The organism is Bradyrhizobium sp. 1 (assembly GCF_023073315.1).
Taxonomy (GTDB): Bacteria; Pseudomonadota; Alphaproteobacteria; order Rhizobiales; family Xanthobacteraceae; genus Bradyrhizobium.
The window spans coordinates 475765-498039 of the sequence record NZ_JADPJH010000034.1; the positions used below are offsets into that span (position 1 = coordinate 475765).

Annotated in this window: 23 protein-coding genes; 17 read left to right on the plus strand and 6 right to left on the minus strand. The window is 63.8% G+C overall.

Annotated features, from left to right (window positions below; translation table 11 throughout):
- The first annotated feature begins 40 nt into the window (after window positions 1-40).
- Window positions 41-823 (plus strand): SDR family oxidoreductase, encoded by a 783-nt coding sequence (locus tag IVB29_RS32230; protein ID WP_247507440.1) that lies wholly within the window; start codon window positions 41-43, stop codon window positions 821-823.
- Entirely contained in the window at window positions 820-1809 is a 990-nt protein-coding gene (locus tag IVB29_RS32235) for an NADPH:quinone reductase (protein ID WP_247507441.1), read from the plus strand. Before IVB29_RS32230 ends, IVB29_RS32235 begins: the two co-directional genes overlap by 4 nt.
- A gap of 11 nt (window positions 1810-1820) precedes the next feature.
- Here the strand turns inward: IVB29_RS32235 and IVB29_RS32240 are convergent, their stop codons facing one another.
- Window positions 1821-2300 carry a DUF3775 domain-containing protein gene (locus IVB29_RS32240; RefSeq protein ID WP_247507686.1) on the minus strand — a complete coding sequence of 160 codons (480 nt, stop codon included), beginning with the start codon at window positions 2298-2300 and terminating at the stop codon, window positions 1821-1823.
- Between the two features lie 126 nt (window positions 2301-2426).
- Here IVB29_RS32240 and IVB29_RS32245 point away from each other — a divergent pair, with 126 nt between their 5' ends.
- From IVB29_RS32245 to IVB29_RS32275, 7 genes are all read left to right on the plus strand, one after another.
- Complete coding sequence (locus IVB29_RS32245) at window positions 2427-3275, plus strand: MBL fold metallo-hydrolase (protein ID WP_247507442.1); 849 nt, start codon at window positions 2427-2429, stop codon at window positions 3273-3275.
- 247 nt (window positions 3276-3522) lie between these two features.
- Window positions 3523-4365 carry a fumarylacetoacetate hydrolase family protein gene (locus tag IVB29_RS32250; RefSeq protein WP_247507443.1) on the plus strand — a complete coding sequence of 281 codons (843 nt, stop codon included), beginning with the start codon at window positions 3523-3525 and terminating at the stop codon, window positions 4363-4365.
- A 162-nt stretch (window positions 4366-4527) separates the two neighbouring features.
- A complete protein-coding gene (locus IVB29_RS32255) occupies window positions 4528-5139 on the plus strand; it encodes a glutathione S-transferase family protein (RefSeq protein ID WP_247507444.1) in 612 nt (203 codons plus the stop codon).
- 23 nt (window positions 5140-5162) lie between these two features.
- Window positions 5163-6356: a serine hydrolase gene (locus IVB29_RS32260; RefSeq protein ID WP_247507445.1), complete on the plus strand. Its 1194-nt coding sequence runs from the start codon at window positions 5163-5165 to the stop codon at window positions 6354-6356.
- A 16-nt stretch (window positions 6357-6372) separates the two neighbouring features.
- Window positions 6373-7242 carry an MBL fold metallo-hydrolase gene (locus tag IVB29_RS32265; protein WP_247507446.1) on the plus strand — a complete coding sequence of 290 codons (870 nt, stop codon included), beginning with the start codon at window positions 6373-6375 and terminating at the stop codon, window positions 7240-7242.
- Between the two features lie 127 nt (window positions 7243-7369).
- Window positions 7370-8515, plus strand: a complete 1146-nt coding sequence (locus IVB29_RS32270) for an alpha/beta hydrolase (RefSeq protein ID WP_276576872.1) — start codon at window positions 7370-7372, stop codon at window positions 8513-8515.
- A 96-nt stretch (window positions 8516-8611) separates the two neighbouring features.
- Window positions 8612-8968: a hypothetical protein gene (locus IVB29_RS32275; protein WP_247507447.1), complete on the plus strand. Its 357-nt coding sequence runs from the start codon at window positions 8612-8614 to the stop codon at window positions 8966-8968.
- A 69-nt stretch (window positions 8969-9037) separates the two neighbouring features.
- On the opposite strand, the gene IVB29_RS32280 is transcribed toward IVB29_RS32275, so the two are convergent.
- Window positions 9038-9760 carry a hypothetical protein gene (locus IVB29_RS32280; RefSeq protein ID WP_247507688.1) on the minus strand — a complete coding sequence of 241 codons (723 nt, stop codon included), beginning with the start codon at window positions 9758-9760 and terminating at the stop codon, window positions 9038-9040.
- A gap of 152 nt (window positions 9761-9912) precedes the next feature.
- On the opposite strand from IVB29_RS32280, the gene mbfA reads away from it, so the two are divergent.
- The 4 genes from mbfA (at window position 9913) to IVB29_RS32300 (ending at window position 13888) form a co-directional block, all read left to right on the plus strand.
- Window positions 9913-10884, plus strand: coding sequence for an iron exporter MbfA (gene mbfA, locus IVB29_RS32285; RefSeq protein WP_247507448.1), 972 nt, complete (start codon window positions 9913-9915; stop codon window positions 10882-10884).
- A 15-nt stretch (window positions 10885-10899) separates the two neighbouring features.
- Window positions 10900-11766: a hypothetical protein gene (locus IVB29_RS32290; RefSeq protein ID WP_247507449.1), complete on the plus strand. Its 867-nt coding sequence runs from the start codon at window positions 10900-10902 to the stop codon at window positions 11764-11766.
- A 31-nt stretch (window positions 11767-11797) separates the two neighbouring features.
- On the plus strand, window positions 11798-12325 hold the full coding sequence (locus IVB29_RS32295) for a cytochrome b (protein ID WP_247507450.1): 528 nt from the start codon (window positions 11798-11800) through the stop codon (window positions 12323-12325).
- A gap of 90 nt (window positions 12326-12415) precedes the next feature.
- Window positions 12416-13888, plus strand: a complete 1473-nt coding sequence (locus IVB29_RS32300) for an amidase (protein ID WP_247507451.1) — start codon at window positions 12416-12418, stop codon at window positions 13886-13888.
- A 111-nt stretch (window positions 13889-13999) separates the two neighbouring features.
- Here the strand turns inward: IVB29_RS32300 and IVB29_RS32305 are convergent, their stop codons facing one another.
- Together IVB29_RS32305 and IVB29_RS32310 are read right to left on the minus strand one after the other, a co-directional pair.
- Complete coding sequence (locus IVB29_RS32305; protein WP_247507452.1) at window positions 14000-15088, minus strand: Zn-dependent alcohol dehydrogenase; 1089 nt, start codon at window positions 15086-15088, stop codon at window positions 14000-14002.
- 44 nt (window positions 15089-15132) lie between these two features.
- Entirely contained in the window at window positions 15133-16917 is a 1785-nt protein-coding gene (locus IVB29_RS32310) for an acyl-CoA dehydrogenase family protein (protein WP_247507453.1), read from the minus strand.
- A 232-nt stretch (window positions 16918-17149) separates the two neighbouring features.
- On the opposite strand from IVB29_RS32310, the gene IVB29_RS32315 reads away from it, so the two are divergent.
- Window positions 17150-17851, plus strand: a complete 702-nt coding sequence (locus tag IVB29_RS32315) for an SDR family NAD(P)-dependent oxidoreductase (RefSeq protein WP_247507454.1) — start codon at window positions 17150-17152, stop codon at window positions 17849-17851.
- 101 nt (window positions 17852-17952) lie between these two features.
- On the plus strand, window positions 17953-18783 hold the full coding sequence (locus IVB29_RS32320; RefSeq protein ID WP_247507455.1) for an enoyl-CoA hydratase: 831 nt from the start codon (window positions 17953-17955) through the stop codon (window positions 18781-18783).
- A 54-nt stretch (window positions 18784-18837) separates the two neighbouring features.
- Here IVB29_RS32320 and IVB29_RS32325 read toward each other — a convergent pair whose 3' ends face one another.
- Together IVB29_RS32325 and IVB29_RS32330 are read right to left on the minus strand one after the other, a co-directional pair.
- Window positions 18838-19461 (minus strand): GNAT family N-acetyltransferase, encoded by a 624-nt coding sequence (locus IVB29_RS32325; RefSeq protein ID WP_247507456.1) that lies wholly within the window; start codon window positions 19459-19461, stop codon window positions 18838-18840.
- Window positions 19462-19541: 80 nt separating this feature from the next.
- The gene (locus IVB29_RS32330; RefSeq protein WP_247507457.1) at window positions 19542-19745 is read right to left on the minus strand and encodes a DUF1127 domain-containing protein; all 204 of its coding nucleotides are present in this window, start codon (window positions 19743-19745) and stop codon (window positions 19542-19544) included.
- 110 nt (window positions 19746-19855) lie between these two features.
- Between IVB29_RS32330 and IVB29_RS32335 the strand changes: the two genes are divergently transcribed.
- Complete coding sequence (locus IVB29_RS32335; RefSeq protein WP_247507458.1) at window positions 19856-20755, plus strand: transcriptional regulator GcvA; 900 nt, start codon at window positions 19856-19858, stop codon at window positions 20753-20755.
- Between the two features lie 141 nt (window positions 20756-20896).
- Window positions 20897-22228 carry an MFS transporter gene (locus tag IVB29_RS32340; protein ID WP_247507459.1) on the plus strand — a complete coding sequence of 444 codons (1332 nt, stop codon included), beginning with the start codon at window positions 20897-20899 and terminating at the stop codon, window positions 22226-22228.
- The last annotated feature ends 47 nt before the right edge of the window (window positions 22229-22275 follow it).

Sequence of the window (22275 nt, forward strand, 5' to 3'; positions counted from 1 at the left end):
CGGCCGTTCAAAACCTGCCTGACATTACGGGAGTGAAACAGTGGATCTTGGGATCAAAGGTCGCCGCGCCATCGTCTGCGCATCCAGCAAGGGCCTCGGCCGTGCCTGCGCCATCTCGCTTGCCGAAGCCGGCGTCGACGTCACGCTGACCGCGCGCGGCGCCGAAGCCCTGAAGAAGACGGCCGACGACATCCGCAAAGCCTATCCGAGCGTGAAGGTCACCGAAATGGTCGGCGACATCACCACGCCCGCCGGCCGCGAGGCCGTGCTGAAGGCCTGCCCCGAGCCTGATATCCTGATCAACAATGCCGGCGGTCCGCCGCCCGGCGATTTCCGTAACTGGACCCGCGACGACTGGATCAAGGCGATCGACGCCAACATGCTCACGCCCATCGAGCTGATCAAGTCGACCGTGGACGGCATGATGGCGCGCAAGTTCGGCCGCATCGTCAACATCACCTCGGCCGCGGTGAAGGCCCCGATCGACATTCTCGGCCTCTCCAACGGCGCGCGCGCCGGCCTCACCGGCTTCATCGCCGGCCTGTCGCGCAAGACCGTGATCAACAACGTCACCATCAACGGCCTGCTGCCGGGCCCGTTCGAGACCGACCGCCTGCGCAGTACCGCGAAGGGCGAATCCGAGAAGCGCGGCATCACGCCGGACCAGGTTCTGGCCGAGCGCGCAAAACTCAATCCCGCGGGCCGCTTCGGCGATCCCGACGAGTTCGGCTATGCCTGCGCCTTCCTCTGCGGCAGCCGGGCCGGCTTCATCACCGGCCAAAACCTCCTGCTCGATGGTGGTGCCTTCCCGGGAACGCTGTGAGAGCGGTCTGGTACGAACAGACAGGACCGGCCGTCGACGTTCTCACCTATGGTGAGATGGCGACGCCGGTCGCGGGTCCAGGCGAGGTACGCATTCGCCTGGAAGCCTCCGGCGTCAACCCGGCCGATGTGGGACGGCGCGGCGGCAGCTATCGCGCATTGGAATACGAGCGCGTCATCCCGAACAGCGATGGCGCAGGGTTTGTCGACCAGATCGGCGACGGCGTAACACGCTTTAGGAACGGTGATCGCGTCTGGCTGTTCAACGGCCAGCGCAACGGCCGCGCCTTCGGCACCGCGGCGGAATATATCGCGCTCGCCGAGCATCTCGTGACGCCGCTGCCGGACAATCTCTCTTTCGCGCAAGGCGCAACGCTCGGCATCCCCGCGATGACGGCGTGGTGCGCGCTGTTTGCGGACGGGCCGATCGTCGGCAAGACCGTGCTGGTCACCGGCGGTGCCGGCGCGGTCGGACACTATGCGGTGCAACTGGCGAAATGGGGCGGTGCGCAGGTGATCGCGACCGTCAGCTCGGCGATGAAGGGCGAGCAGGCGCGGCAGGCCGGCGCCGATCTCGTGGTCAATTATAAAGAGGAGGACGTTGTCGCGAAGGCCCTCGCCTTCACCGGCGGACGTGGCGTCGATCGCGTGGTCGATGTCGATTTCGGCGGCAACATCGCGACCACCTTGAAGCTGATGGCGATGAATTCGACCATCGCAGTCTACGCCACCAACGGCAATCGCACGCCTGGGGTGCCGATGCGCGAGCTGATGGAGAAGTGCATCACGCTGCGCGCGCTCGTACTGTTCGCGCTGCCGCCGGCGCTGCTTGCGGCGGCGCAGGCCGACATCACGAAATGGCTGGCAGCGGGGCCGCGCATCCACAATGTCGCGGCGCAGTTTGCGCTGTCGGACACGGCGCAGGCCCATCTTGCCGTCGAGAAGGGCGACAAGCTCGGCACCGTGATCGTCGATTGCGCGCGGTGAGCCGGCGCAGATCAAGGCTGCTGCTTGGTGATCTCGTCTTCGTCCCGCTCACTCGGGCTGGAGGAATCGGCTGTGAGGTTTCCATCGGTCCAATCGATGCCAAATGCATCCAATCCCTCCGCAAGCAAATCGCCCAGCATCGGATCACCAAGCAGATATCGAACCGTCTCGCGCCGGGGTGCGCGGTAGGTCGTCCGCGCGTCCACGGCGCGGGCACGCAGGTCGCTCCATTCATCGATCGTCCCCTCGCCGCGCCCAAGCCATGTCAGCGCCACCAGATCGATCTGCTCGTCCTCATTCAGGGCGAAGATGAAGCTTCCGAGTTCTTGGCCGGTCGGATCGGAGCCATCGTCGGTGAGGACGTCCACTGCGTCATCATCGGAGGGGTTCGAACCGGAATCCGGATCGGAGTCCGCTTCCTTGACGTCGAATTCGCGCGCCTTCTCGATGATGAAGGCGACCTTCTCGGCGGAAATGGCAAGCTCTGGCATGGCTCCCCCTTGGTCTGGCTGGTTTCGGGTTCCTCCGATAACGCCACATCTCGACAGATGATCCATTGCCTTCGGCGGCGGAAGGCCGCATCTTTCGCGAAAGCAAGAAAATAAAGGGCACGCTGCATGCCGTGGAACGTGGGCAAGGTCAAAATCACTAAAATCGTGGAGCTGGACACGGTCGGCTCGACCCGCTTCATCCTGCCGGCCGCGACCAATGATGAAATCCGCAAACTGCCCTGGCTGATCCCGCATTTCGCAACCGAAGAGGGTCGGCTGAAAATGTCGATCCACTCGCTGGTGGTGGAGACGCCGACGCGCCGCATCGTGGTCGATACGGGTTTGGGCAACGACAAGCAGGGCCGCGGCGTCCCGGTCTGGAATAACCGCAGCACGCCGTTTCTGGAGACCATGATTGCGGCGGGCTTTCCCCCTGACAGCATCGACACCGTGCTGTGCACGCATCTTCATGTCGACCATGTCGGCTGGAACACGAAGCTGGTCGATGGCAAATGGGTGCCGACTTTTCCGAAGGCGCGCTACATGTTCGGCAAGACCGAATATGAGTATTGGCGCGGCTATACGGCCGAGCCGGACAAGGTTGCGGTGTTCGACGATTCCGTGAAGCCGGTCGTCGATGCCGGCCTGGCCGAGCTGATCCCGAGCGACCACCGGCTCTGCGAGGAGATCAGCCTGATCCCGACCCCAGGCCACAGCCCCGGGCACATGAGCGTCCTGATCGAAACCGGCGGTGAACAAGGGCTGCTCGCCGGCGACGTCGCCCATCACCCCTGCCAGATGGCACATCTCGACTGGTGCTCGGTCGTCGACAGCGACCCCGCACAATCGGCGGCGAGCCGGCACAAATTGTTCTCGCGCTTTGCCGACACCCCGACGCTGGTGATCGGCGGACATTATTCGGCCGGGCACATTAAGCGGGACGGCGACGCGTTCAGGTTTGTGGCGCTGGGCTGATCTTCGTGTCCCGGACGCGGTGCAGCGTGCAACGCTGCTCCGCAGAGCCGGGACCCAGAGTGGCGCGGCATGGGTCCCGGCTCTGCGCCGCATCGCCTCGCGCTGCGTCGCGTCCGGGACACGAGACCTCACCTCGCCCACCGAATTGAGAGGGCTGCAATGCGCCCCTTCATAGGCGGTTGAATTTCCCGCCGCCCTGTTCCATGAAGCTATTTAACCGATCGGTCCATCTGAGGGAGAAACGAGAATGAAGCTTGTTCGTTATGGCGAAAAGGGTGCGGAAAAGCCCGGCCTGATCGACAAATCCGGCCAATTGCGCGACCTGTCGGCGCATGTGAAGGACCTCACCGGCGAGGCCTATTCGCCCGAGAGCCTGAAGAAGCTGGCGGGCCTTGACCCCGCCTCGCTGCCGGCCGTCTCCGGCAAACCGCGGTTCGGCGCGCCCGTCACCGGCATCTCGAAATTCGTCGCCATCGGCCTCAACTACAGCGACCACGCCAAGGAAACCGGCGCGGCGATCCCGACCGAGCCGATCATCTTCATGAAGGCCAACACCTCGCTGTCCGGCCCGAACGATGTGGTCGAGAAGCCGCGCGGCTCGACCAAGCTCGACTGGGAGGTCGAGATCGCCGCCATCATCGGCACCCGCGCAAAATACATCTCGGAAGCCGATGCGCTGAACTACGTCGCCGGCTATTGCGTCTGCAACGACGTTTCCGAGCGCGCCTTCCAGACCGAGCGCCTGGGCCAGTGGACCAAGGGCAAGTCGCACGACACCTTCGGCCCCGTCGGCCCCTGGCTCGCGACCAAGGACGAGATCAAGGATGTGCAGGATCTGTCGATGTGGCTCGACGTCAACGGCCAGCGCCGCCAGACCGGCTCGACCAAAACCATGATCTTCTCCATGGCCAAGTGCATCTCCTATGTCTCGCAGTTCATGACCTTGCTGCCGGGCGACATCATCACCACCGGCACCCCGCCCGGCGTCGGCCTCGGCATGAAGCCGCCAACCTTCCTCAATGTCGGCGACGTCGTGACGCTCGGCATCGAAGGCCTCGGCGAGCAGCGCCAGGAGATCGTGGCGGCGTAAGCCTCCGCGCTCTCCTCGTCATTGCGAGCGAAGCGAAGCAATCCAGAATCCCTCCGCGGAAACAGACTGGATTGCTTCGTCGCCAGCGCAAAATTGCTTCGCAATTTTGTCGCGGGCTCCTCGCAATGACGAAGCAAAACGTTCATCCGTGGGATAATCCAAATGAAACTCTCCTTCTCCCAAGCCTCGCCCTTCGCCCGGAAGGTCCGCATTGCCGCGATCGAGCTAGGGCTGATCGACAAGATCGAGTTCACGCCGGCAACCGTCGCGCCGGGCACGGTCAACGAGGATTATTCGCGCATCACGCCGCTGAAGAAGCTGCCGGTGCTGATCACTGATGACGGCGACGTCATTCTGGATTCCTACGTCATCGTCGAATATCTCAATGAAATGGCCGGCGGTAGCCTGATCCCCGATTACGGCCCGCGGCGCTGGAAGGCCAAGACCAATCATGCGCTGATCAACGGCATGCTCGATTCCATGCTGCTGTGCCGCTACGAGAAGATGGTGCGACCGCAGGGCCTGCAATGGCAGGCCTGGTCGGACGACCACTGGAACCGGGCCTGGACCGGCATGGCGCGCTTCGAGAACATGCCTGATGTGCTGAATGGCCCGTTCGACATCTCGCAGATCGGCCTCGTTTGCGTGCTCGGCTATGCCGACTTCCGCTTCACCGATTGCGGCTGGCGCAAGGCCTATCCAAAGCTCGATGCCTTCCATCAGAAGATGCTGGAGCGGCCTTCCGTGAAAATCTCGGTGCCGCCGGCGGCGTAGCGGAATATGCCGGGAGAATGACGATGCGCAATCAATTCTCCCGGTTCACAATCCTCGGCGCGGGCCTTGCGCTCGCGCTCTCCGTTTCCGCCACCGATCTACGGGCCGAGAGCATGTCGCCTGGACAACGCGACCAGGCCTGCGGATCGCCGTCATCGATCGACGATGGCTGGGAGATCGCCTCGCCCGACGATATCGGCATGGACGGCGCGCGGCTGTGCGACATCGCCGCGCGGCTCGAGCAGCGGGCAACGGCGGTCCATTCGGTCGTCGTTATCAGGCACGGCAAGCTCGTCTTCGAGCAATATTTTCCCGGCTACGACCAACCTTGGGGAGAGCCCGAAGGCCAGTACGAATTCACCGCAACGACCAAGCACGACATGCGCTCGGCGTCCAAGAGCGTGACCTCGCTGCTGATCGGGATCGCGATCGACCGCAAGCTCATCGCAGGCGTCGATGAGCCCGTTCTGAAATTCTTCCCCGACACCGCAGCGGTGAAGCAAGCAGGATGGGAAGCCATCACGCTGCGCCATCTGCTGACGATGTCCTCCGGCATCAAATGGGACGAGGCGCGGGCCTGGACCGATCCTGAGAACGACGAGCCGCATCTCGTCTTCGAGCCGGATCCGCTTGGCTATGTGTTGTCGCGGCCAATCGCAGCACCGCCCGATATGCTATGGACCTATAATGGCGGCGGCACGGAACTGCTCGGCAACATCATCGAGCGCGTATCGAAACGATCGCTGGAGGCGTTCGCGCGCGAGGCGCTATTCCAGCCGCTCGGCATCAATGATGTCGAATGGAAGACCTATGCGAAGAACGGCAAGATCGCAGCGGCTTCGGGCCTGCGCTTGCGGCCGCGCGATGCGGCCAAGATCGGCCAGTTCGTGCTCAATCGCGGCCAGTGGAACGGCCAGCAAATCGTCTCGGCCGACTGGATCGCGCAATCGATCACACCGCGCTTCCAGGCGATCGGCTTTTTCGGCAGCACTCTGTTCTACGGCTATCAATGGTGGATGGGCCGCTCGCTCGTCGGCGACAAGGAAATCAAATGGGTTGCGGCCGTCGGCTGGGGCGGGCAGCGCATTTTCATCGTGCCCGAGCTTGATCTCGTCATGATGACCACCGCCGCGCAATACGGCCAGCCCAAGGAAGGCCTGGCCGCGATCGACATTCTCTCCAATATCGTCATTCCATCCGTGCGCGACGCGCACTGATCACAAAGGAGCGAGCATGAGCCTGAAATACGCGATCGGCGATCTCACCATCCATCGCGTCATCGAGCAGGAGACCTCGTTCGTCCCAGCGCTGGAGATGCTGCCGGGACTGACGCCCGAGGTGCTGGCCGAGAACCGGGCCTGGATGCGCGAGGCGAAGGCGCTGGACGAGCAGGACGTGCTGCTGCTGTGCTTCCAGTCCTACGTGGTGAAGACACCGCACCACACCATTTTGATCGACAGCTGCATCGGCAACGACAAGCCGCGGCCGCAACGGCCGAAGTGGAACATGAAGACCGACGACACCTATCTGCGCGGGCTCAACGCCGCAGGCTTCGCGGTCGACGACATCGACTTCGTGATGTGCACGCATCTGCATGTCGACCACGTCGGCTGGAACACGCGGCTGGAGAACGGCCGCTGGGTGCCGACCTTCCCCAAGGCGCGCTATATCTTCGCCAAGCAGGAGTACGATCACTGGTTCGCACAGAACGCGAAGGCGGAGATCCCGCCCTTCGCCGACAGCGTGCTGCCGGTGGTCGAGGCGAAACGCCACGAGCTGGTCGGCAACGACCACCAGATCGGCGACCACGTTCGCATCCTGCCGACGCCCGGTCACACGCCGGGCCACATCGCTGTTACGATGGGCCGCGGCAAGGACGACGCCGTGTTCTCCGGCGATCTCATGCACTCGCCGTTGCAGACGCTCTATCCGGAGCTGTCGATCAAGTTCGACGTCGACCCGGCCAAGGCGGCAACGACACGCCGCAGCTTCCTCGAGCGCTATTGCGACACCGACACGCTGTGCTGCACCGCGCATTTCCCGTCACCGTCGGTCGGGAAGATCCGGCGCAAGGGCAACGCGTTCGTGTGTGCATCGGTTTAGGGAAGTGCCGTAGGGTGGGCAAAGCGCAGCGTGCCCACCGTTCCAAACGCGTTAGAGAATGGTGGGCACGACGCGCGAAGCGCGCGCCTTTGCCCACCCTACGATTCCACCCGAGTGGAGAGAAGCGATGACAACACTCCCCGACATTCCTCTCCCCGCCGGAATCCGCTCGCGTTATGTGGACGGCATCAATGGCTTGCGCATGCATGTGCTCGAAGCCGGCTTCGAGACCAGAGGCCGCCGCTGCATTCTGCTGCTGCACGGCTTTCCAGAGCTCGCTTTCTCCTGGCGCAAGGTGATGCCGGCGCTGGCCGCGGCCGGCTATCACGTGATCGCACCGGACCAGCGTGGCTATGGCCGCACCACCGGATGGACCGCCGATTACGACAGCGATCTCACGCCGTTCTCTCTCCTCAACCTCGTGCGTGACGCGCTCACGCTGGTGTCGGCGTTCGGCTACAGGCAGGTTGATCTCGCCGGGCATGATTTCGGCAGCCCGGTTGCGGCGTGGTGCGCGCTGATCCGCCCCGACGTGTTTCGGTCGGTGACGCTGATGAGCGCACCGTTCGGCGGGGCGCCGGCGCTGCCGTTTGGCACGGTCGATACGCCGGCAAAGCCTGCGGTCGAAGATCCCGTGCATCGCGAGCTCGCCGCGTTACCGCGGTCGCGCATTCACTATCAATGGTACTACGCGACCCGCCCGGCCAATGCGGACATGCAGCGCGCGCCGCAGGGCGTGCATGATTTCCTGCGCGCCTACTACCACCATAAGAGCGCGGACTGGACCGACAACAAGCCCTACCCGCTGAAGTCATGGTCGGCGGATGAGCTGGGAAAACTGCCGACCTACTATGTGATGGACGCCGGCGAGACCATGGCCGAGACGGTCGCGAAGGAAATGCCCTCGCCGGCCGCGATCGCCGCCAACCAATGGCTGCCGGACAGCGACCTCGCTTTTTACAGTGCTGAATATGGCCGCACCGGATTCCAGGGTGGCCTGCAATGGTATCGCTACGGCACGTCGGGCATGCTCAATCACGAGATGCAGCTGTTCGCGGGGCGCAGCATCGACGTGCCCTCATGCTTCATCTCGGGCAAGCAGGATTGGGGCACCTATCAGCGACCCGGCGTGTTCGAGGCGATGCAGGAGCGCGGCTGCACGAAGATGCTCGGCTGCCATCTCGTCGACGGCGCCGGCCATTGGGTGCAGCAGGAGCAGCCGGCCGAGGTCAGCCGGTTGCTGCTCGAATTCCTGGTGACAGCCGGGACCTAAGCCTTTCGGGGCAGACACTCTCCGCTATCGGGAACATTCGGCAATAGCTGGCGTTGCGGCAGGCCGGCGTTGCGTCCGGAGCTATGGAGAACACCTATGGAAAAAAAGATCGCCGGACTATTGGGCGCCATGGCGGCGCTCGGCGCTGCCGGTTCCGCGCAGGCCACGTCTGCCCCGACAGACGTCCTGAAGGCAAATTCATTCGCCGAACTGCTTCAGCCAATCCCGAACGCTGCGGCGACACTGCAGGCCGTCGACGAAGCAGCCCCCGTCCCTCCGCGCGACAACGTCCAGCTCGCGCAGTTTTACCATCACCATCACCACCACCATCATCACCACAGCTTCTACCGCCGGTATGCGCCGCGGGTGGTCGTGGTGCCGCCGCGGTATCGGTACCGCCATCACCACCATCATCACCATCACCACCATAGCTTCTATCGCCGCGACTACTGAGCCGCCTACGACAGCAAGACAGGGCCCCCGGGCCCTGTCTTCTTGATGGCCCGATTGAGTGAGACGGTCCTATCCCTCCCTCGATTTGTCCTTGGCGGCACGATGCAGATGCCGATAGGTGCCGTCGAAAACCGTATCCGTAGACGACGTCCATTCGGTTCCCGCCGACAATGTCGGGCGGCTGTTGTAGATTCGCCGGGCCTGAAGTTCGCGCTCGGAAGCCTCCTCCACGTCCATCTGCTCGAGATCGTAATTCGCTTCCTCGGGAAGCACGATGATCTGTGCGAATGGCTCGTTCGGCCTGAAGATGTGGGTGCGCCCTTCGGCTGGTGCCTTGAACACGGTGAAGAACAGCATGGGCCACCAATTGCGCACCAGCGCGGGCACTGCGATTGGTACCGTGTCGGTCCGATCGGTATAAAACCGCGGGTGCGGTTCGGTCCGGATTGCCATGCCTTTCTCGACCTTCAGATCGAGCAGGATCTGATAAGTGTAGAAGACGTCTCCGAAATTCCGGAATGGCGGCCACTGCACGCCGCTGTCCGGCGGCTCGCCCCAGTCGGCTTCGAAAACCAGGTGCCCATCCCTGGTGCTGACGTGGAGTTCGAAGTCGTAGGGATAGAACAACTCGATGCCGTACTGAGCGCCCTCCGAGAACGGCACGCAATGCCAGACTTCCTCACGGGAGCCGTCGGCCCGCGGCTCCCGTTTGCCGGCCCAGCCAGGAATCTCGAGCTTGGTCCGCCGCGGCGCCAGGCGCGGATCGTTCAGCCGGTATTTGACCTTGCTCATGAGCCCCCCACCGATGCCAAAATTTCCCGGGTCTGGAACGGCCAGGATCGGATCGGGTTCCACCCCCTGACCGGTCGAAAAATCGACCACGGAAATTGACCGGAGAGGATCGATCTCGTATAGATTAGAATAATTCTAAACTACGGGATCCGATGAAGAATTTTGCCGATCTGACGGAACGCGAAGTGCTTGCGGTCGCGATCTCCTCCGAGGAGGAGGACAGTCGCATCTACATGAGCTTCGCCGAGGATTTGAAGGAGCGTTATCCTGATACGGCGAAGCTGTTCGAGCAGATGGCCGAGGAGGAGCGTGGCCATCGCCATATGCTGCTGGAAATGTACGAGCAGCGCTTCGGTCCGCACCTGCCGCCGATCCGCCGCGAGGACGTCAAGGGGTTCCTGAAGCGCCGTCCGGTCTGGCTCACCAAGAATCTGCCGCTCGACACCATCCGCAGGGAGGTCGAGACCATGGAGATGCAGGCCGAGCGCTTTTATGTGAAAGCTGCTGAACAGGCGCAGGATGTCGGGGTGCGCCGCCTGCTAGGCGATCTCGCCGAAGCCGAGAAAGGCCACGAAGAGATGGCCACAAAGCTGGCGGGCAAGATTCTCAGCCCTGATGTGCGCGCGGAGGAAGATCGCACCAACCGGCGCATGTTCGTGCTGCAATATGTGCAGCCGGGCCTCGCCGGCCTGATGGACGGATCGGTCTCGACGCTGGCGCCGCTGTTTGCGGCTGCGTTTGCCACGCATCAGAACTGGCAGACGTTTCTGGTCGGCCTCGCCGCCTCGATCGGCGCCGGCATCAGCATGGGCTTTGCGGAAGCGCTGTCCGATGACGGCTCGCTGACCGGACGCGGCTCGCCCTGGCTGCGCGGCATCACCTGCGGTGCGATGACGACGCTCGGCGGCCTCGGCCACACCATGCCCTATCTGGTGCCGGACAGCTGGGCCAATGCGTTCTGGATTGCAACTGCGATCGCCGGAATCGTCGTGTTCTTCGAATTGTGGGCGATCGCCTTCATCCGCGCGCGCTACATGGACACGCCGTTCCTCCAGGCCGTGTTTCAGATCGTGCTCGGCGGCGCCATCGTGCTGGCGGTGGGGATATTGATCGGGGCGGCGTAGACGGCGGTGGTGGCGATGACGAAGCATCGTTCATGGGGCGTCGCGGCAGCAGGCTTGAGCAGCGCGTGGCTTCTGTTCACCTCGGGTGGGGCCGCGCGCGCCACTGACGAGATACAGGTCTACAATGCCGGCATCGCCGCAATCGGCCAGCTCACGATCCAGCAGCATCTCAATTATGTCGGGCTCGGGCAGAAGGATCCGCCCTTTCCCGGAGGCATCCCGTCCCACAACAGCCTCAACGGCACTCCGGAATTCGCCTATGGCATGACCGAATGGTGGGAGCTCGGACTCTATTTGCCGTTCTCGGTGCAGAATCAGCAGTTCCTGTCCGATGCCTTCAAGCTGCGCACCCTGTTCGTCTCGCCCAACGCAGCCGATCGCAGCTTCTTCTACGGCGTGAATTTCGAACTCGGCTACGAGATGCCGCGATTCTCGCAGACCCGGTTCGGCCTGGAGATCCGGCCCATCATCGGCATCCGCAATGCCGAGTACGAGTTCATCGTCAATCCGATCGTGGACGTCGGCTTCGGCCGCTATGGCGAGGTGGATTTCACGCCGGCCGCCCGCGTCGCCCGCAAATTCGGCAACGACCTGTTCGCGGGCTTCGAGTACTACGCCGATTTCGGCGAGATCGGCAATTTCAAGAAGCTGTCCGAGCAGTCGCACACGCTGTTCGCGGTGACCGATTTCAAGGTCGGCGACTTCGGTGTGAACTTTGGCGTCGGCTACGGGTTGACGCCGGCCTCCGACCGCCTAGTGGTCAAGACCATCATCGGTTACGCATTTCCGGTCCCGGGGACGACATCCGACGCCAATGCGCGCATGAGCAGCGGCCCCGTCAATCCGTTCGCACATCCTATTACGCGCAGCTTCCAACCCTAGGGCGAAATCCACCGCCAGATCGAGCACCATCATGACGGCCCAACTGCACTATGGGACACCGGCCAAGATCTTACATTGGCTCATCGTGGCACTGCTTGCCGTGCAGTATCCGATCGGCTGGCTGATGCCGGACTTGCACCGCGGCATGACGCCCGGCGCCGCTATGACGTTTCACGTCTCGATCGGAATGACCATCCTGGTTCTCACCGCGCTCCGTCTTGCCTGGCGACTGACACATCCCGTTGCGCCGGAGAGCTCGTTGCCGGCCTGGCAGCGCCTGAGCTCCGAGGCGGTACATTGGCTGCTGTATGCGCTGGTCCTCACGACAACGATTTCAGGCTGGCTGTTTGCGTCCTTTCGTGGATGGTCCGTGTCGTTCTACCTCCTGCCGCTGCCGATGCTGGCGTCCGATAACGTCGCGGCCGGACGCGCGATCGATGGCCTGCATCAGGCCTCGGAATGGGCGCTTCTCATCTTGATTGGTATTCATGTCGCCGCCGCGCTGGCGCACATCTTCGTCTATCGCGATGGCGTCATGCAGCGGATGCTTCCCAGGTAGTTTTTGTAACAGGATAACGGCCGCCAAACGGCGGTTGCGACATCTGGAAAAACTGCGCATCATCCCGTGGGTGAAGCGCAGGAGCATGTGGTGGCCAAATCGGAATGGAGTTACAAGAGCGCGGTCGAGCTGTCGGCCGCACTGACCGCGAAGAAGGTCTCCGCGGTCGAGCTCACGCAGGATGCTATCGACCGCATCGAACGGCACGACGGCAAGGTCAACGCGATCTGCGTGCGGGACTTTGACCGCGCACTGAGCGCCGCACGCGACGCCGACGTCGCATTGGCGCGCGGCGAGCACAAGCCGCTGCTCGGCCTGCCGATGACGGTGAAGGAATCCTACAACGTCGCGGGCCTGCCGACGACCTGGGGCATTCCCGCGCAGAAGGATTTTATCGCCGCCGAAGACGCACTGCCGGTCACACGCGTGAAGGACGCCGGCACCATCGTCGTCGGCAAGACCAACGTGCCGCTCGGGCTCGGCGACTGGCAGAGCTACAACGACATCTACGGCACCACCAACAACCCCTACGATCTCGGCCGCACGCCGGGCGGCTCGTCCGGCGGCTCCTCGGCGGCGCTCGCCGCGGGCTATGGGCCGCTCTCGATCGGCTCCGACATCGGCGGCTCGCTGCGCGTGCCGGCGTTCCATTGCGGCGTCTACGCGCACAAGCCGACCTTCAACCTCGTGGCGATGCGCGGGCATACACCGCCGCCGCTGCCGCCCTTGCCGTTCGAGCGCGACCTCTCGGTGATCGGCCCGATGGCGCGCAGCGCCGCCGACCTATCGCTGGTGCTCGACGTCATGGCCGGGCCCGATCCGATCGATGCAGGCATGGCCTACCGGCTCGAATTACCGGCGGCGCGGCATACTGCGTTCCGGGATTTCCGCGTGCTGGTGATCGACACCGATCCGGTGCTGCCAACCGATACTGCCGTGCGCGGCACCATCAACACGCTCGCCGACAACCTCGCCAAGGCAGGCGTGAAGATCGAACGCAGCTCTCCGCTGCTGCCTGATTTCGCCGCCTCCTCGCGGCTCTACATGCGGATGCTGATGTCGTTCCTCGCCGCAAGCTTCGCGCCCGACATCTATGCCGGCGCGAAAGCCGCAGCAGCGGCACTGCCGGAGGGCGACAACAGCCTCCGCGCCGAGCGGCTGCGCGGCATCGCGCTCAGCCATCGCGATTGGCAGATGGCGAATGGCGGACGCACGCGGCTGCGCGCGCAATGGCGCGAGCTGTTCAAAACCTTCGACGCGGTGATCTGCCCGGTGATGCCGACAGCGGCCTATCCGCACGATCATTCGCCGGATCAGGAAAAGCGGCGGATCACGATCGAGGGCAAGGAACACGTCTATCCCGACCAGCTCGCCTGGCCCGGCATCGCGACGCTCCCCGGCCTGCCCTCGACCGCGATCCCGACAGGCTTTGCGCCTGACGGACTTCCGATCGGCGTTCAGATCGTCGGCCCGTGGCTGGAAGACCGCACACCGCTAAAACTCGCCGAACTGATCGAGCGCGAGTTCGGCGGGTTCGTGCCGCCGAAGATGTTTGACGATTGAAGCTCTGGAAAGGCAAACCTTGCTCTCCACATTCGGCTGTCATGCCCCGGCTTGACCGGGCCGCGGAGTACTGGATCGCCCGCCTTCGCGGGCGATGACACCTGTGTTGTGTCAACTATCAAACACGATCACACTGCGCAGCGTCTTGCCGGCCTTCATGCTGGCAAAGCCCTCGTTGATTTCGCTGAGCTTCAGCTTGGCCGAGATCCAATCCTCCAGGTGCAGCCGTCCGCGCAGATAGAAATCGACCAGCCGCGGCATGTCGACGCGAAAATGGTTGGAGCCCATCGACGAGCCCTGGATCCGGCGCTCGCGCAAAAAGTCAAAGCCGTGCAGCTCGATCTTCTGGCCGAACGGGATCATGCCGACGATGGTGGCCGTGCCGCCCGAGGCGAGCATGCCAAAAGCCTGCTCGGCGGTTTCCTTGCGGCCGAGCACCTCGAAGGAATGATGCACGCCGCCATTGGTGAGGTCGCGGACCTGCTTCACGACGTCGCCGTCGGCGGGGTTGATGATGTCGGTGGCCCCTAACTTGGTCGCAAGCTGGAGCTTTGCAGGGTTGGTGTCGATGGCGATGATGCGGCCGGCGCCGGCGATCTGCGCGCCGTTGATCGCCGCCATGCCGACACCGCCGCAGCCGATCACGGCCACGGTTTCACCCGCCGTCACCTTCGCCGTGTTCACCACCGCGCCGTAGCCGGTGATGACGCCGCAGCCGATCAGCGCGGCGAGATCGAGCGGCATTTCTTTCCGGATTTTGACGATCGCGTTCTCGTGCACCAGCATCTGCTCGGCAAAGGACGAGAGATTGAGGAACTGATGCAGCTTCTCAGGTCGCGACCATTGCATCCGGTTCGAGACGCCCGGCAGCAGCTTCACGGTGGTGTCGGTGCACAGCACCGTGCGGCCCGTGGTGCAATTATCGCAGGTGCCGCAGAACACGGAGAGGCACGTGACGACGTGATCGCCCGGCTTCACATACGTCACGTCGGAGCCGACCTGCTCGACGACGCCGGCAGATTCGTGGCCGAGCACCGCGGGCAGCGGATGCGGATAGAGGCCTTCCATGAAATGCAGATCGGAGTGGCAGAGGCCTGCAACCGACGTGCGGATCAGCACCTCGCGCGGGCCGGGCTTCGGCAGGCTGACATCCTCGATGACCAGCGGCTTGTTAACTTCATGGAGGACGGCGGCCTTCATCGAGCACTCCCTGTCGCGTTTTTTGTTTGACCGTGGCGTGCAGCCTACGCTGCCAGAACCAGTTCGCCAACCTCGCTCATGGAGGCATCGCGATCGCCGAGCAGCAGTGCGGCGATCTTTTGCTGCGCGGCATTTTCCGTCAGCCGGAATGGATCGCTCGGCGCCACGCGATGGTCGATGACGAGCCGTGAGAGCAGCAGCCGGCGCGCATCGCCGCGCATGTCGTGGATGCGGTGCGACTCCCAGGCGAGCGCGACCGCGCTTGCGACGTGATAGAGCAGGCTGGTCGCGCGACGCGCATCGGCCTCGTTCTCGGACTTGCCCGCGACTTCGCGCGCGAAGCCGACGGCGCGATCGACGAGGCCGCGCAGATTGTCGCGCCAGGCATGCGGCACCGAGGCGCTGTCGTCGAGCCGCGCATGCAGATCGGCTGATAGTGCGGACTCCGCGCCATGGCGGCCGACCGCACGCCGGAGCGCATCGATCGCGACGATGTTGCCGGTGCCTTCCCAGACCGAGCCGAGATGCGCATCGCGCAGCAGGCGAGGCGTGGCGAACTCCTCGATATAGCCGATGCCGCCGCGCATCTCGAGCGCATCGCCGCAGACTTTTCGCGCGTCGCGGGTGGCACGGAATTTCAAGGTCGGGGTGAGGATACGCAGCAGCGCCGCGGCGTCCTGGCTGCCGGCCTCGGCGCGGTCGAGCGCATCGGCGGTGAGAAAGCTCATCGACAGCGCCTGCTCGACCGGCAGCATGATTTTCAGCATCTGCCGCCGCCCGAGCGGCAGGTCGATGATGCGGCTACCGAACACCACGCGGTTCTTCGCCACCGTCATCGCATCATGATAGGCGCGGCGCATCAGCGCGGTCGACTTGACGCCGTTCGACAGCCGCGACGAGTTCACCATCTCGGCCATCTGCACAAAACCGCGGTCGAGCTTGCCGACCGCGTACGCAATCGCACCTTCGAGCTTGATCTCGCCCGACGCCATCGAGCGGGTGCCGAGCTTGTCCTTGAGACGCACGATCCGGTAGTGGTTTTGCGAGCCGTCGTCGAGGAAGCGCGGCATCAGGAACAGGCCGACGCCGCGCGTACCGGGGCCGGCGCCTTCGGGACGCGCCAGCAGCATCACGACCTTGGCGTCCGCGTTCGAGCAGAACCATTTTTCGCCGGTGAGGCGCCAATGGTCGCCCTCCTGCACCGCCGTCGTCGTCAGCGTGCCGACGTCGGAGCCGCCCTCCTTCTCGGTCATGAACTGGCCGCCTTGGGTCAGCTTGCTCATGTCGGTCTGAGTCAGGCCATCCAGATATTTCGCCTTCAGCGCCTCGCTGCCGAAATTCGCCAGGAGCTTTGCGCAGCCGTCGGTGACGTTGATCGGACAGCCCATGCCGAATTCGGTCTGGTTGAACAGGAACGTGAAGGCGTGTTTTGCAACGACGGGATATTTGTCCGGCCAACCCATGATGCCCTTGCGGATCGAGAGCGCATGGATGCCGAACTCGCCGAAGGCGGCGTTTTCCAGCTCGCGATAGGCCGGGTGATATTCGATCGACTGCACGTCGCGGCCGAACTTGTCGCGCTGGTGCAGCACCGGCGTGTGCCGGTCGGCGAGCCGAGCGCACGCGTCCAAACGGCCGCCCGCCAATTCGCCGAGCCGATCGAGATGCGGCTCGATGTGACGGAACAGCGTGTCCGGCAGATGGATGCGCAGGAGATCGCTCAGCGCCTGATCGGCGCGGTAGAAATTCATGCCAGTGGTATCGGGCGCCAGCAGGCCGGATGGTGCGGCCGCGACATTTTTCTCCTGTGCTGTGCCCGGATGTCGCATGATCGCCCTCTTCGTTTCCGCGCCCTGCGGACATTTTACGCTGTTTAGCGCTTGCCGCTTGGGATGATGTCGATCATGCTCCAGCCGACAGATTGGATAAAGCCGCAAATTGTCAGGGAGGCATGATCGCCGCGAGGGAGCAATTCGCTCTGCGGAATTGTGATCAAGCCGGCTGGTTGTCCGCGCGGCGGATGCATAGATCAACGGCTCCCAGTCTCCGAGAGATCACGCCATGGAACATCCAAAGTACAAGATCGCGCTCATCGTCGGCGCCGGCGAAGGCCTCAGCGCCTCGCTGGCGCGGCTGCTGTCCGCACAGGGCATCCGCGTCGCACTGGCCGCACGCAAAATCGAAAAGCTTGGTGCGCTCTGCAGCGAGACCGGCGCCAAGGCCTATGCCTGCAACGCCACCGAGCCGGAGGAGGTCGAGCGGCTGTTCGGCCTGGTCGAGCGCGAGATCGGCACGCCCGACCTCGTCGTCTACAACGCCAGCGGCCGCACGCGCGGGCCATTTGTGGATCTCGTTCCGGCCGACGTCGCGCAGGCGATCGCAATCAGTGCCTATGGCGGCTTCCTGGTGGCGCAGCAGGCAACCAAGCGCATGCTGCCGAACAGGCACGGCGCGATCCTGTTCACCGGCGCTTCGGCCAGCGTCAAGGGCTATGCGCAGTCAGCCTCGTTCGCGATGGGCAAGTTCGCGCTGCGCGGCCTCGCGCAGAGCCTGGCGCGTGAGCTGTCACCGCAAGGCATCCATGTCGCGCATTTCGTCATCGACGGCGGCATCCGCAGCGCGGCGCGCACGGAAGCCGCCGACAAGCCGGATTCGATGCTCGATCCCGACGCGATCGCGGAGAGCTATTGGAACGTGCTGCAGCAGCCGCGCAGTGCCTGGAGCTGGGAGCTCGAGCTGCGGCCGTGGGTGGAGAAGTTTTGAGGCGATAATTTAACAGCCGTCATTGCGAGGACCAGACCATTTCCGCGGAGACAGTCTGGATTGCTTCGCTTCGCTCGCAATGACGAAAGAAAGAGAGCGACATGACCACGGAAACCACCATCGATACCGGCACCAATGAACTGCTCTGCGTCATCCGCGACCGCGTCGCTGTCATCACGCTGAACCGGCCGGAGGCGCGCAATGCGCTGTCGGACACGCTGACGCCGGCGCTGCGCACGATGATTCGCAGTTGCGGCGAGAATCCCGACGTCGGCGCGCTCTTGATTACCGGCGCAGGCGAAGCGTTCTGTGCCGGCGGCAACGTCAAAGGCATGGGCGCGCATCGCGATCCCAAGAAGCTCGAAATGTCCTTCGACGACAAGGTCGCCGACCTCCAGGAGCGGCAGCGGCTGCTCACCGGCGCGCTGGTGTCCGTGCGCAAGCCGACGATCGCCGCTCTCCCCGGCCCCGCGGTCGGCGCGGGCCTCGCCATCGCCATGGCCTGCGACATCCGCATCGCCGCGCAATCGGCCTTCGTCGCCACCGGCTACGCCCGCATCGCGCTCAGCGGCGATTACGGCATCGCATGGCTGCTGACCCGTCTGGTCGGCACCGCGCGGGCGCGCGAGCTGCTGTTCACCGGCGATCGCGTCGATGCCGCGCGTGCCGAAGCCATCGGCCTCATCAACCGCATCGTGCCCGACGACAAATTACAGGCCGAGGCCTTCGCCCTGGCAAAGTCCCTCGCCGAGGGTCCACGCCTCGCGCTGCGCTACATGAAGGACAATCTCGACGAGGCCGTGCTGTTCGATTTCGAAACCGCGCGCGACCACGAAGCCGAACGCCTGATCCGCCTGACCACCACGGCCGATCACAAGGAGGCCGTGCAGGCGTTCATCGAGAAGCGCAAGGCGGTGTTCACGGGGAAGTAAGGCGAAACAAAAAAATACCCGGCTCTGGATGACCAGGCCGGGCTTGGAGTGGTGTCAGACCGAGGCTGAGGGGCTTTCGGCCTGACGGGAAATGGCGGCAAGACGCCAGCTCGCGCAGGGAATGTCTTTGGGCGCGACGTTGATCTCCTTGTCGAAGCGCACCAGCTTCCAATCATCCGGATGATTAACGAAGGCGAAGCCGGATTTGCGTGCCAGCGAAATCATGGCTTGGTTGGAGCGCAGGGTGTCGCCGAACATGTGCTCGGCGCCAAGCGCGGCCGCACGGCATTCCAGATTCTTCATCAGCGCGGAGGCGATGCCGTGGCCCTGCCAGCGGTCGTCGACCGAGAGGCCGAATTCGAGCGTCGACGTCTCGGCATGGAGCGCGTAGCGCGCCTCGGCGACGATGGTCTCGAAGCCGTCGACCATCTTGGTCGCAACTATCGTGAAACGCTCGCGCGCTCCGACATCGAGGAATTCGCTCAGCAGGCCTTTTGGCAATTCGCTGATCGCGCCGAAGAAGCGGCTGTAGCGGGAGCGGGTCGTGAGCGAGCGGAAATAGTGCTGAAGCTCCTCGGTGTCGCGCGGCTCGACGAAGCGCACGTTGAGCAGCTCGCCCTGCCGGGTGCGCAGCACGTCGGAATATTGCTTCAAATCTTCCAGGCGAAGAGTGCTCATGACACGCGCCCCAAAGGGACCAAAGGCAAAAGGGGACCGCCGGCGCCCCCACAGTCAGGCGGCGCCGGCTTGGCGGCCAATCAGGCCCGCCAGAAGGGTTTGTCGGCCTCGTAGGCGATGTCGGTCCAGGACAGGCCGACGTCGTGAAGATCGCGGGCCGTCCAGTTGCTGAGTTCGCGCCTGTTACGGTAGCGCTCGTGCCAGACGTGAAGCGTCTCGCCGATCTGCTGGATCAGGCCGGGTGCATGATGATTTGTCATCGAATTGTGGGTCAAAGTAGACATTTTCAGCTCCTAGAGCTAAGTTGACCGCTAATATCTGCTTCCAATCGCACTGCGACAAACGACAATTTGTACCTCTTCGCATGAAATAACGTCATGTATCCTGCTGCCAGATGACTGCCAGATTGCCGTCCCTGAACGGTTTGCGGGCCTTTGAGGCCGCCGCGCGCCATCTCAGCTTCACGCTGGCGGCGTCCGAGCTGAACGTGACCCAGACCGCGATCAGCCATCAGATCCGCCGGCTCGAGGAGGAGCTCGGCATCCGCCTGTTCGTCCGGCAGAACCGCGCGCTGGCGCTGACGCCGGAGGCGCGCGACTACCTCCCGGGCGTCCGCGCCGCCTTCAACGACCTTCGCCTTGCGACCGATCGCCTGCTGCGCAAGGACGACGACAAAGTGCTGACGGTCTCGACCCTGGCCTCACTCGCGGCAAAATGGCTGCTGCCGCGGCTGACCGATTTCCAGGAGCAGCATCCCGGCATCGACGTCCGCATCACGACATCGACAAGCCTCGTCGACTTCCAGCGCGACAATGTCGATGCGGCGATCCGCTACGGCCGCGGCCAATGGCCGGGCCTGCGCGCCGACTGGCTGATGGCGGACGAGCTGTTTCCGGTGTGCAGCCCATCCCTGCTACGCGGCGACAAGCCGCTGCGCCAGCCGGAGGATCTCAAGGGCTACCCGCTGCTGCACACATCCAATGCGAATAGCGACGACTGGCGGCTGTGGCTGACGGCGGCGGGCCTGCCGGCCGACATCGCCAGGCAGCCCGGCATCACCTTCGACATGATTTTCATGACCATCCAGGCCGCGATCGACGGCATCGGCGTGGCAATGGGGCGGACGTCCTACGTGCAGGACGACATCGCCAAGGGCCGGCTGGTCGTCCCTTTCAAGATCGCGTTGCCGGCCGATGCCGGCTTCTATTTGGTCTCGCCGCAGGGCCGCCGCGAGGCGCCCAAGCTCGCCGCGTTCCGCGAATGGATGATCGCTGCAACGCAAAATAAGGCCTGAAAAATCATCAACTTCCCCGGCAAATTCGATTGACTCGCACCGCCTCGCGCGGGAAGGGGTAGACAGATTGTCGCAGCATCAATCTGTCGCCTTGCCGTGAAATGAGTTCCGGTCCGGCCGTGTCTTTAGGGGAGAAACGTCATGGCTGGACCTGCAGCTTCAAGCAATCCGCCCGAGATCAAGTCGCGCATCGGCGCGATCCTGCGCGCCACCTCGGGCAATTTCCTCGAGCAGTTCGACTTCTTCCTGTTCGGCTTCTACGCCGCCGCCATCGGCAAAGCGTTCTTCCCCTCCACCAATGAAACGGCCCAGCTGCTCAATACGTTTGGCGTGTTCTGGCTCGGCGCCCTGATGCGCCCGGTTGGCGCCATCGTGCTCGGGGCCTACATCGACCGCATCGGCCGCCGTCAGGGCCTGATCGTCACGCTCGCGATCATGGCCGCCGGCACCGTGGTGATCGCGTTCTGCCCGACCTATGCGACGATCGGTGTCGCTGCACCGATCATCGTGTTGATCGGACGTCTGCTGCAGGGTTTTTCCGCCGGCGTCGAGCTCGGCGGCGTCTCGGTCTACCTGTCGGAGATCTCCACGCCCGGCAACCGCGGCTTCTACACCTCGTTCCAGTCATCGAGCCAGCAGGTCGCAATCTTCGTCGCGTCGGTGCTCGGCTTTATCCTGAGCGAGATGATGCCGGCCGAAACCGTCACCGCCTGGGGCTGGCGCATTCCCTTCTTCGTCGGCTGCCTGATCATCCCGCTGATCTTCTTCCTGCGGCGGTCGCTGCAGGAGACGCCGGCATTTCTGGCAATGAAGAAGCATCCGACGGCAAACGAGGTGTTCGCCTCCGCGCTCGCCAACTGGCGCATCGTCATCCTCGGCATGATGATCGCAGTCCTGACCACGACGACGTTCTATTTCGTCACCGTCTACACGCCGACCTTCGGCAAGTCGGTGCTGAAACTGTCGACGCAGGATGCGCTGCTGGTCACGCTGCTGGTCGCGGTCACCAATTTCTTCTGGAATCCGGTCGGCGGCGCATTGTCCGACCGCGTCGGCCGCAAGCCGGTGCTGCTCACCATCGCCTGCCTGGCGCTCGTCACGGCCTATCCGGCGCTGCACTGGCTGGTGGCGGCGCCGACCTTCGGCAAGCTGCTCGCGGTCGAGATGATGTTCTCGTTCTATTTCGGCATGTACAGCGGCACCATGCTCGGTGCTCTCGTCGAGATCGTGCCGGCACATGTCCGCACCACTTGCTTCTCGCTCGCCTTCGCGCTTGCCGCCGCACTGTTCGGCACCTTCACGCCATTCGCCTCGACCTTGCTGATCGAGCACACCGGCGACAAGGCCTCACCCGGCTATTGGCTGATGCTCGCGGCCGTCCTCGGCATCATCGCGGCCTCGGTGGTCTATCGCGGCGGCAAGCAGGCGGTGACGACGTATGATCCGATAGCGGAGCCGGTTGCGGGGCATTAAGACGAAGTCATTCTGGGGCGCTGTCCTTAACCTCTCCCCGCCTGCGG

Excerpts from the sequence above, each read along its gene's own strand:
- IVB29_RS32265 (WP_247507446.1), top strand. The coding sequence starts at position 6,373 with ATGAGCCTGAAATACGCGATCGGCGATCTCACCATCCATCGCGTCATC.
- IVB29_RS32250 (WP_247507443.1), top strand. The coding sequence starts at position 3,523 with ATGAAGCTTGTTCGTTATGGCGAAAAGGGTGCGGAAAAGCCCGGCCTG.
- mbfA (WP_247507448.1), top strand. The coding sequence starts at position 9,913 with ATGAAGAATTTTGCCGATCTGACGGAACGCGAAGTGCTTGCGGTCGCG.
- IVB29_RS32295 (WP_247507450.1), top strand. The coding sequence starts at position 11,798 with ATGACGGCCCAACTGCACTATGGGACACCGGCCAAGATCTTACATTGG.
- IVB29_RS32240 (WP_247507686.1), bottom strand. The coding sequence starts at position 2,300 with ATGCCAGAGCTTGCCATTTCCGCCGAGAAGGTCGCCTTCATCATCGAG.
- IVB29_RS32330 (WP_247507457.1), bottom strand. The coding sequence starts at position 19,745 with ATGTCTACTTTGACCCACAATTCGATGACAAATCATCATGCACCCGGC.
- IVB29_RS32280 (WP_247507688.1), bottom strand. The coding sequence starts at position 9,760 with ATGAGCAAGGTCAAATACCGGCTGAACGATCCGCGCCTGGCGCCGCGG.
- IVB29_RS32245 (WP_247507442.1), top strand. The coding sequence starts at position 2,427 with ATGCCGTGGAACGTGGGCAAGGTCAAAATCACTAAAATCGTGGAGCTG.
- IVB29_RS32315 (WP_247507454.1), top strand. The coding sequence starts at position 17,150 with ATGGAACATCCAAAGTACAAGATCGCGCTCATCGTCGGCGCCGGCGAA.
- IVB29_RS32290 (WP_247507449.1), top strand. The coding sequence starts at position 10,900 with ATGACGAAGCATCGTTCATGGGGCGTCGCGGCAGCAGGCTTGAGCAGC.
- IVB29_RS32275 (WP_247507447.1), top strand. The coding sequence starts at position 8,612 with ATGGAAAAAAAGATCGCCGGACTATTGGGCGCCATGGCGGCGCTCGGC.
- IVB29_RS32270 (WP_276576872.1), top strand. The coding sequence starts at position 7,370 with ATGACAACACTCCCCGACATTCCTCTCCCCGCCGGAATCCGCTCGCGT.
- IVB29_RS32320 (WP_247507455.1), top strand. The coding sequence starts at position 17,953 with ATGACCACGGAAACCACCATCGATACCGGCACCAATGAACTGCTCTGC.
- IVB29_RS32260 (WP_247507445.1), top strand. The coding sequence starts at position 5,163 with ATGCGCAATCAATTCTCCCGGTTCACAATCCTCGGCGCGGGCCTTGCG.
- IVB29_RS32340 (WP_247507459.1), top strand. The coding sequence starts at position 20,897 with ATGGCTGGACCTGCAGCTTCAAGCAATCCGCCCGAGATCAAGTCGCGC.
- IVB29_RS32255 (WP_247507444.1), top strand. The coding sequence starts at position 4,528 with ATGAAACTCTCCTTCTCCCAAGCCTCGCCCTTCGCCCGGAAGGTCCGC.
- IVB29_RS32325 (WP_247507456.1), bottom strand. The coding sequence starts at position 19,461 with ATGAGCACTCTTCGCCTGGAAGATTTGAAGCAATATTCCGACGTGCTG.
- IVB29_RS32305 (WP_247507452.1), bottom strand. The coding sequence starts at position 15,088 with ATGAAGGCCGCCGTCCTCCATGAAGTTAACAAGCCGCTGGTCATCGAG.
- IVB29_RS32335 (WP_247507458.1), top strand. The coding sequence starts at position 19,856 with ATGACTGCCAGATTGCCGTCCCTGAACGGTTTGCGGGCCTTTGAGGCC.
- IVB29_RS32310 (WP_247507453.1), bottom strand. The coding sequence starts at position 16,917 with ATGCGACATCCGGGCACAGCACAGGAGAAAAATGTCGCGGCCGCACCA.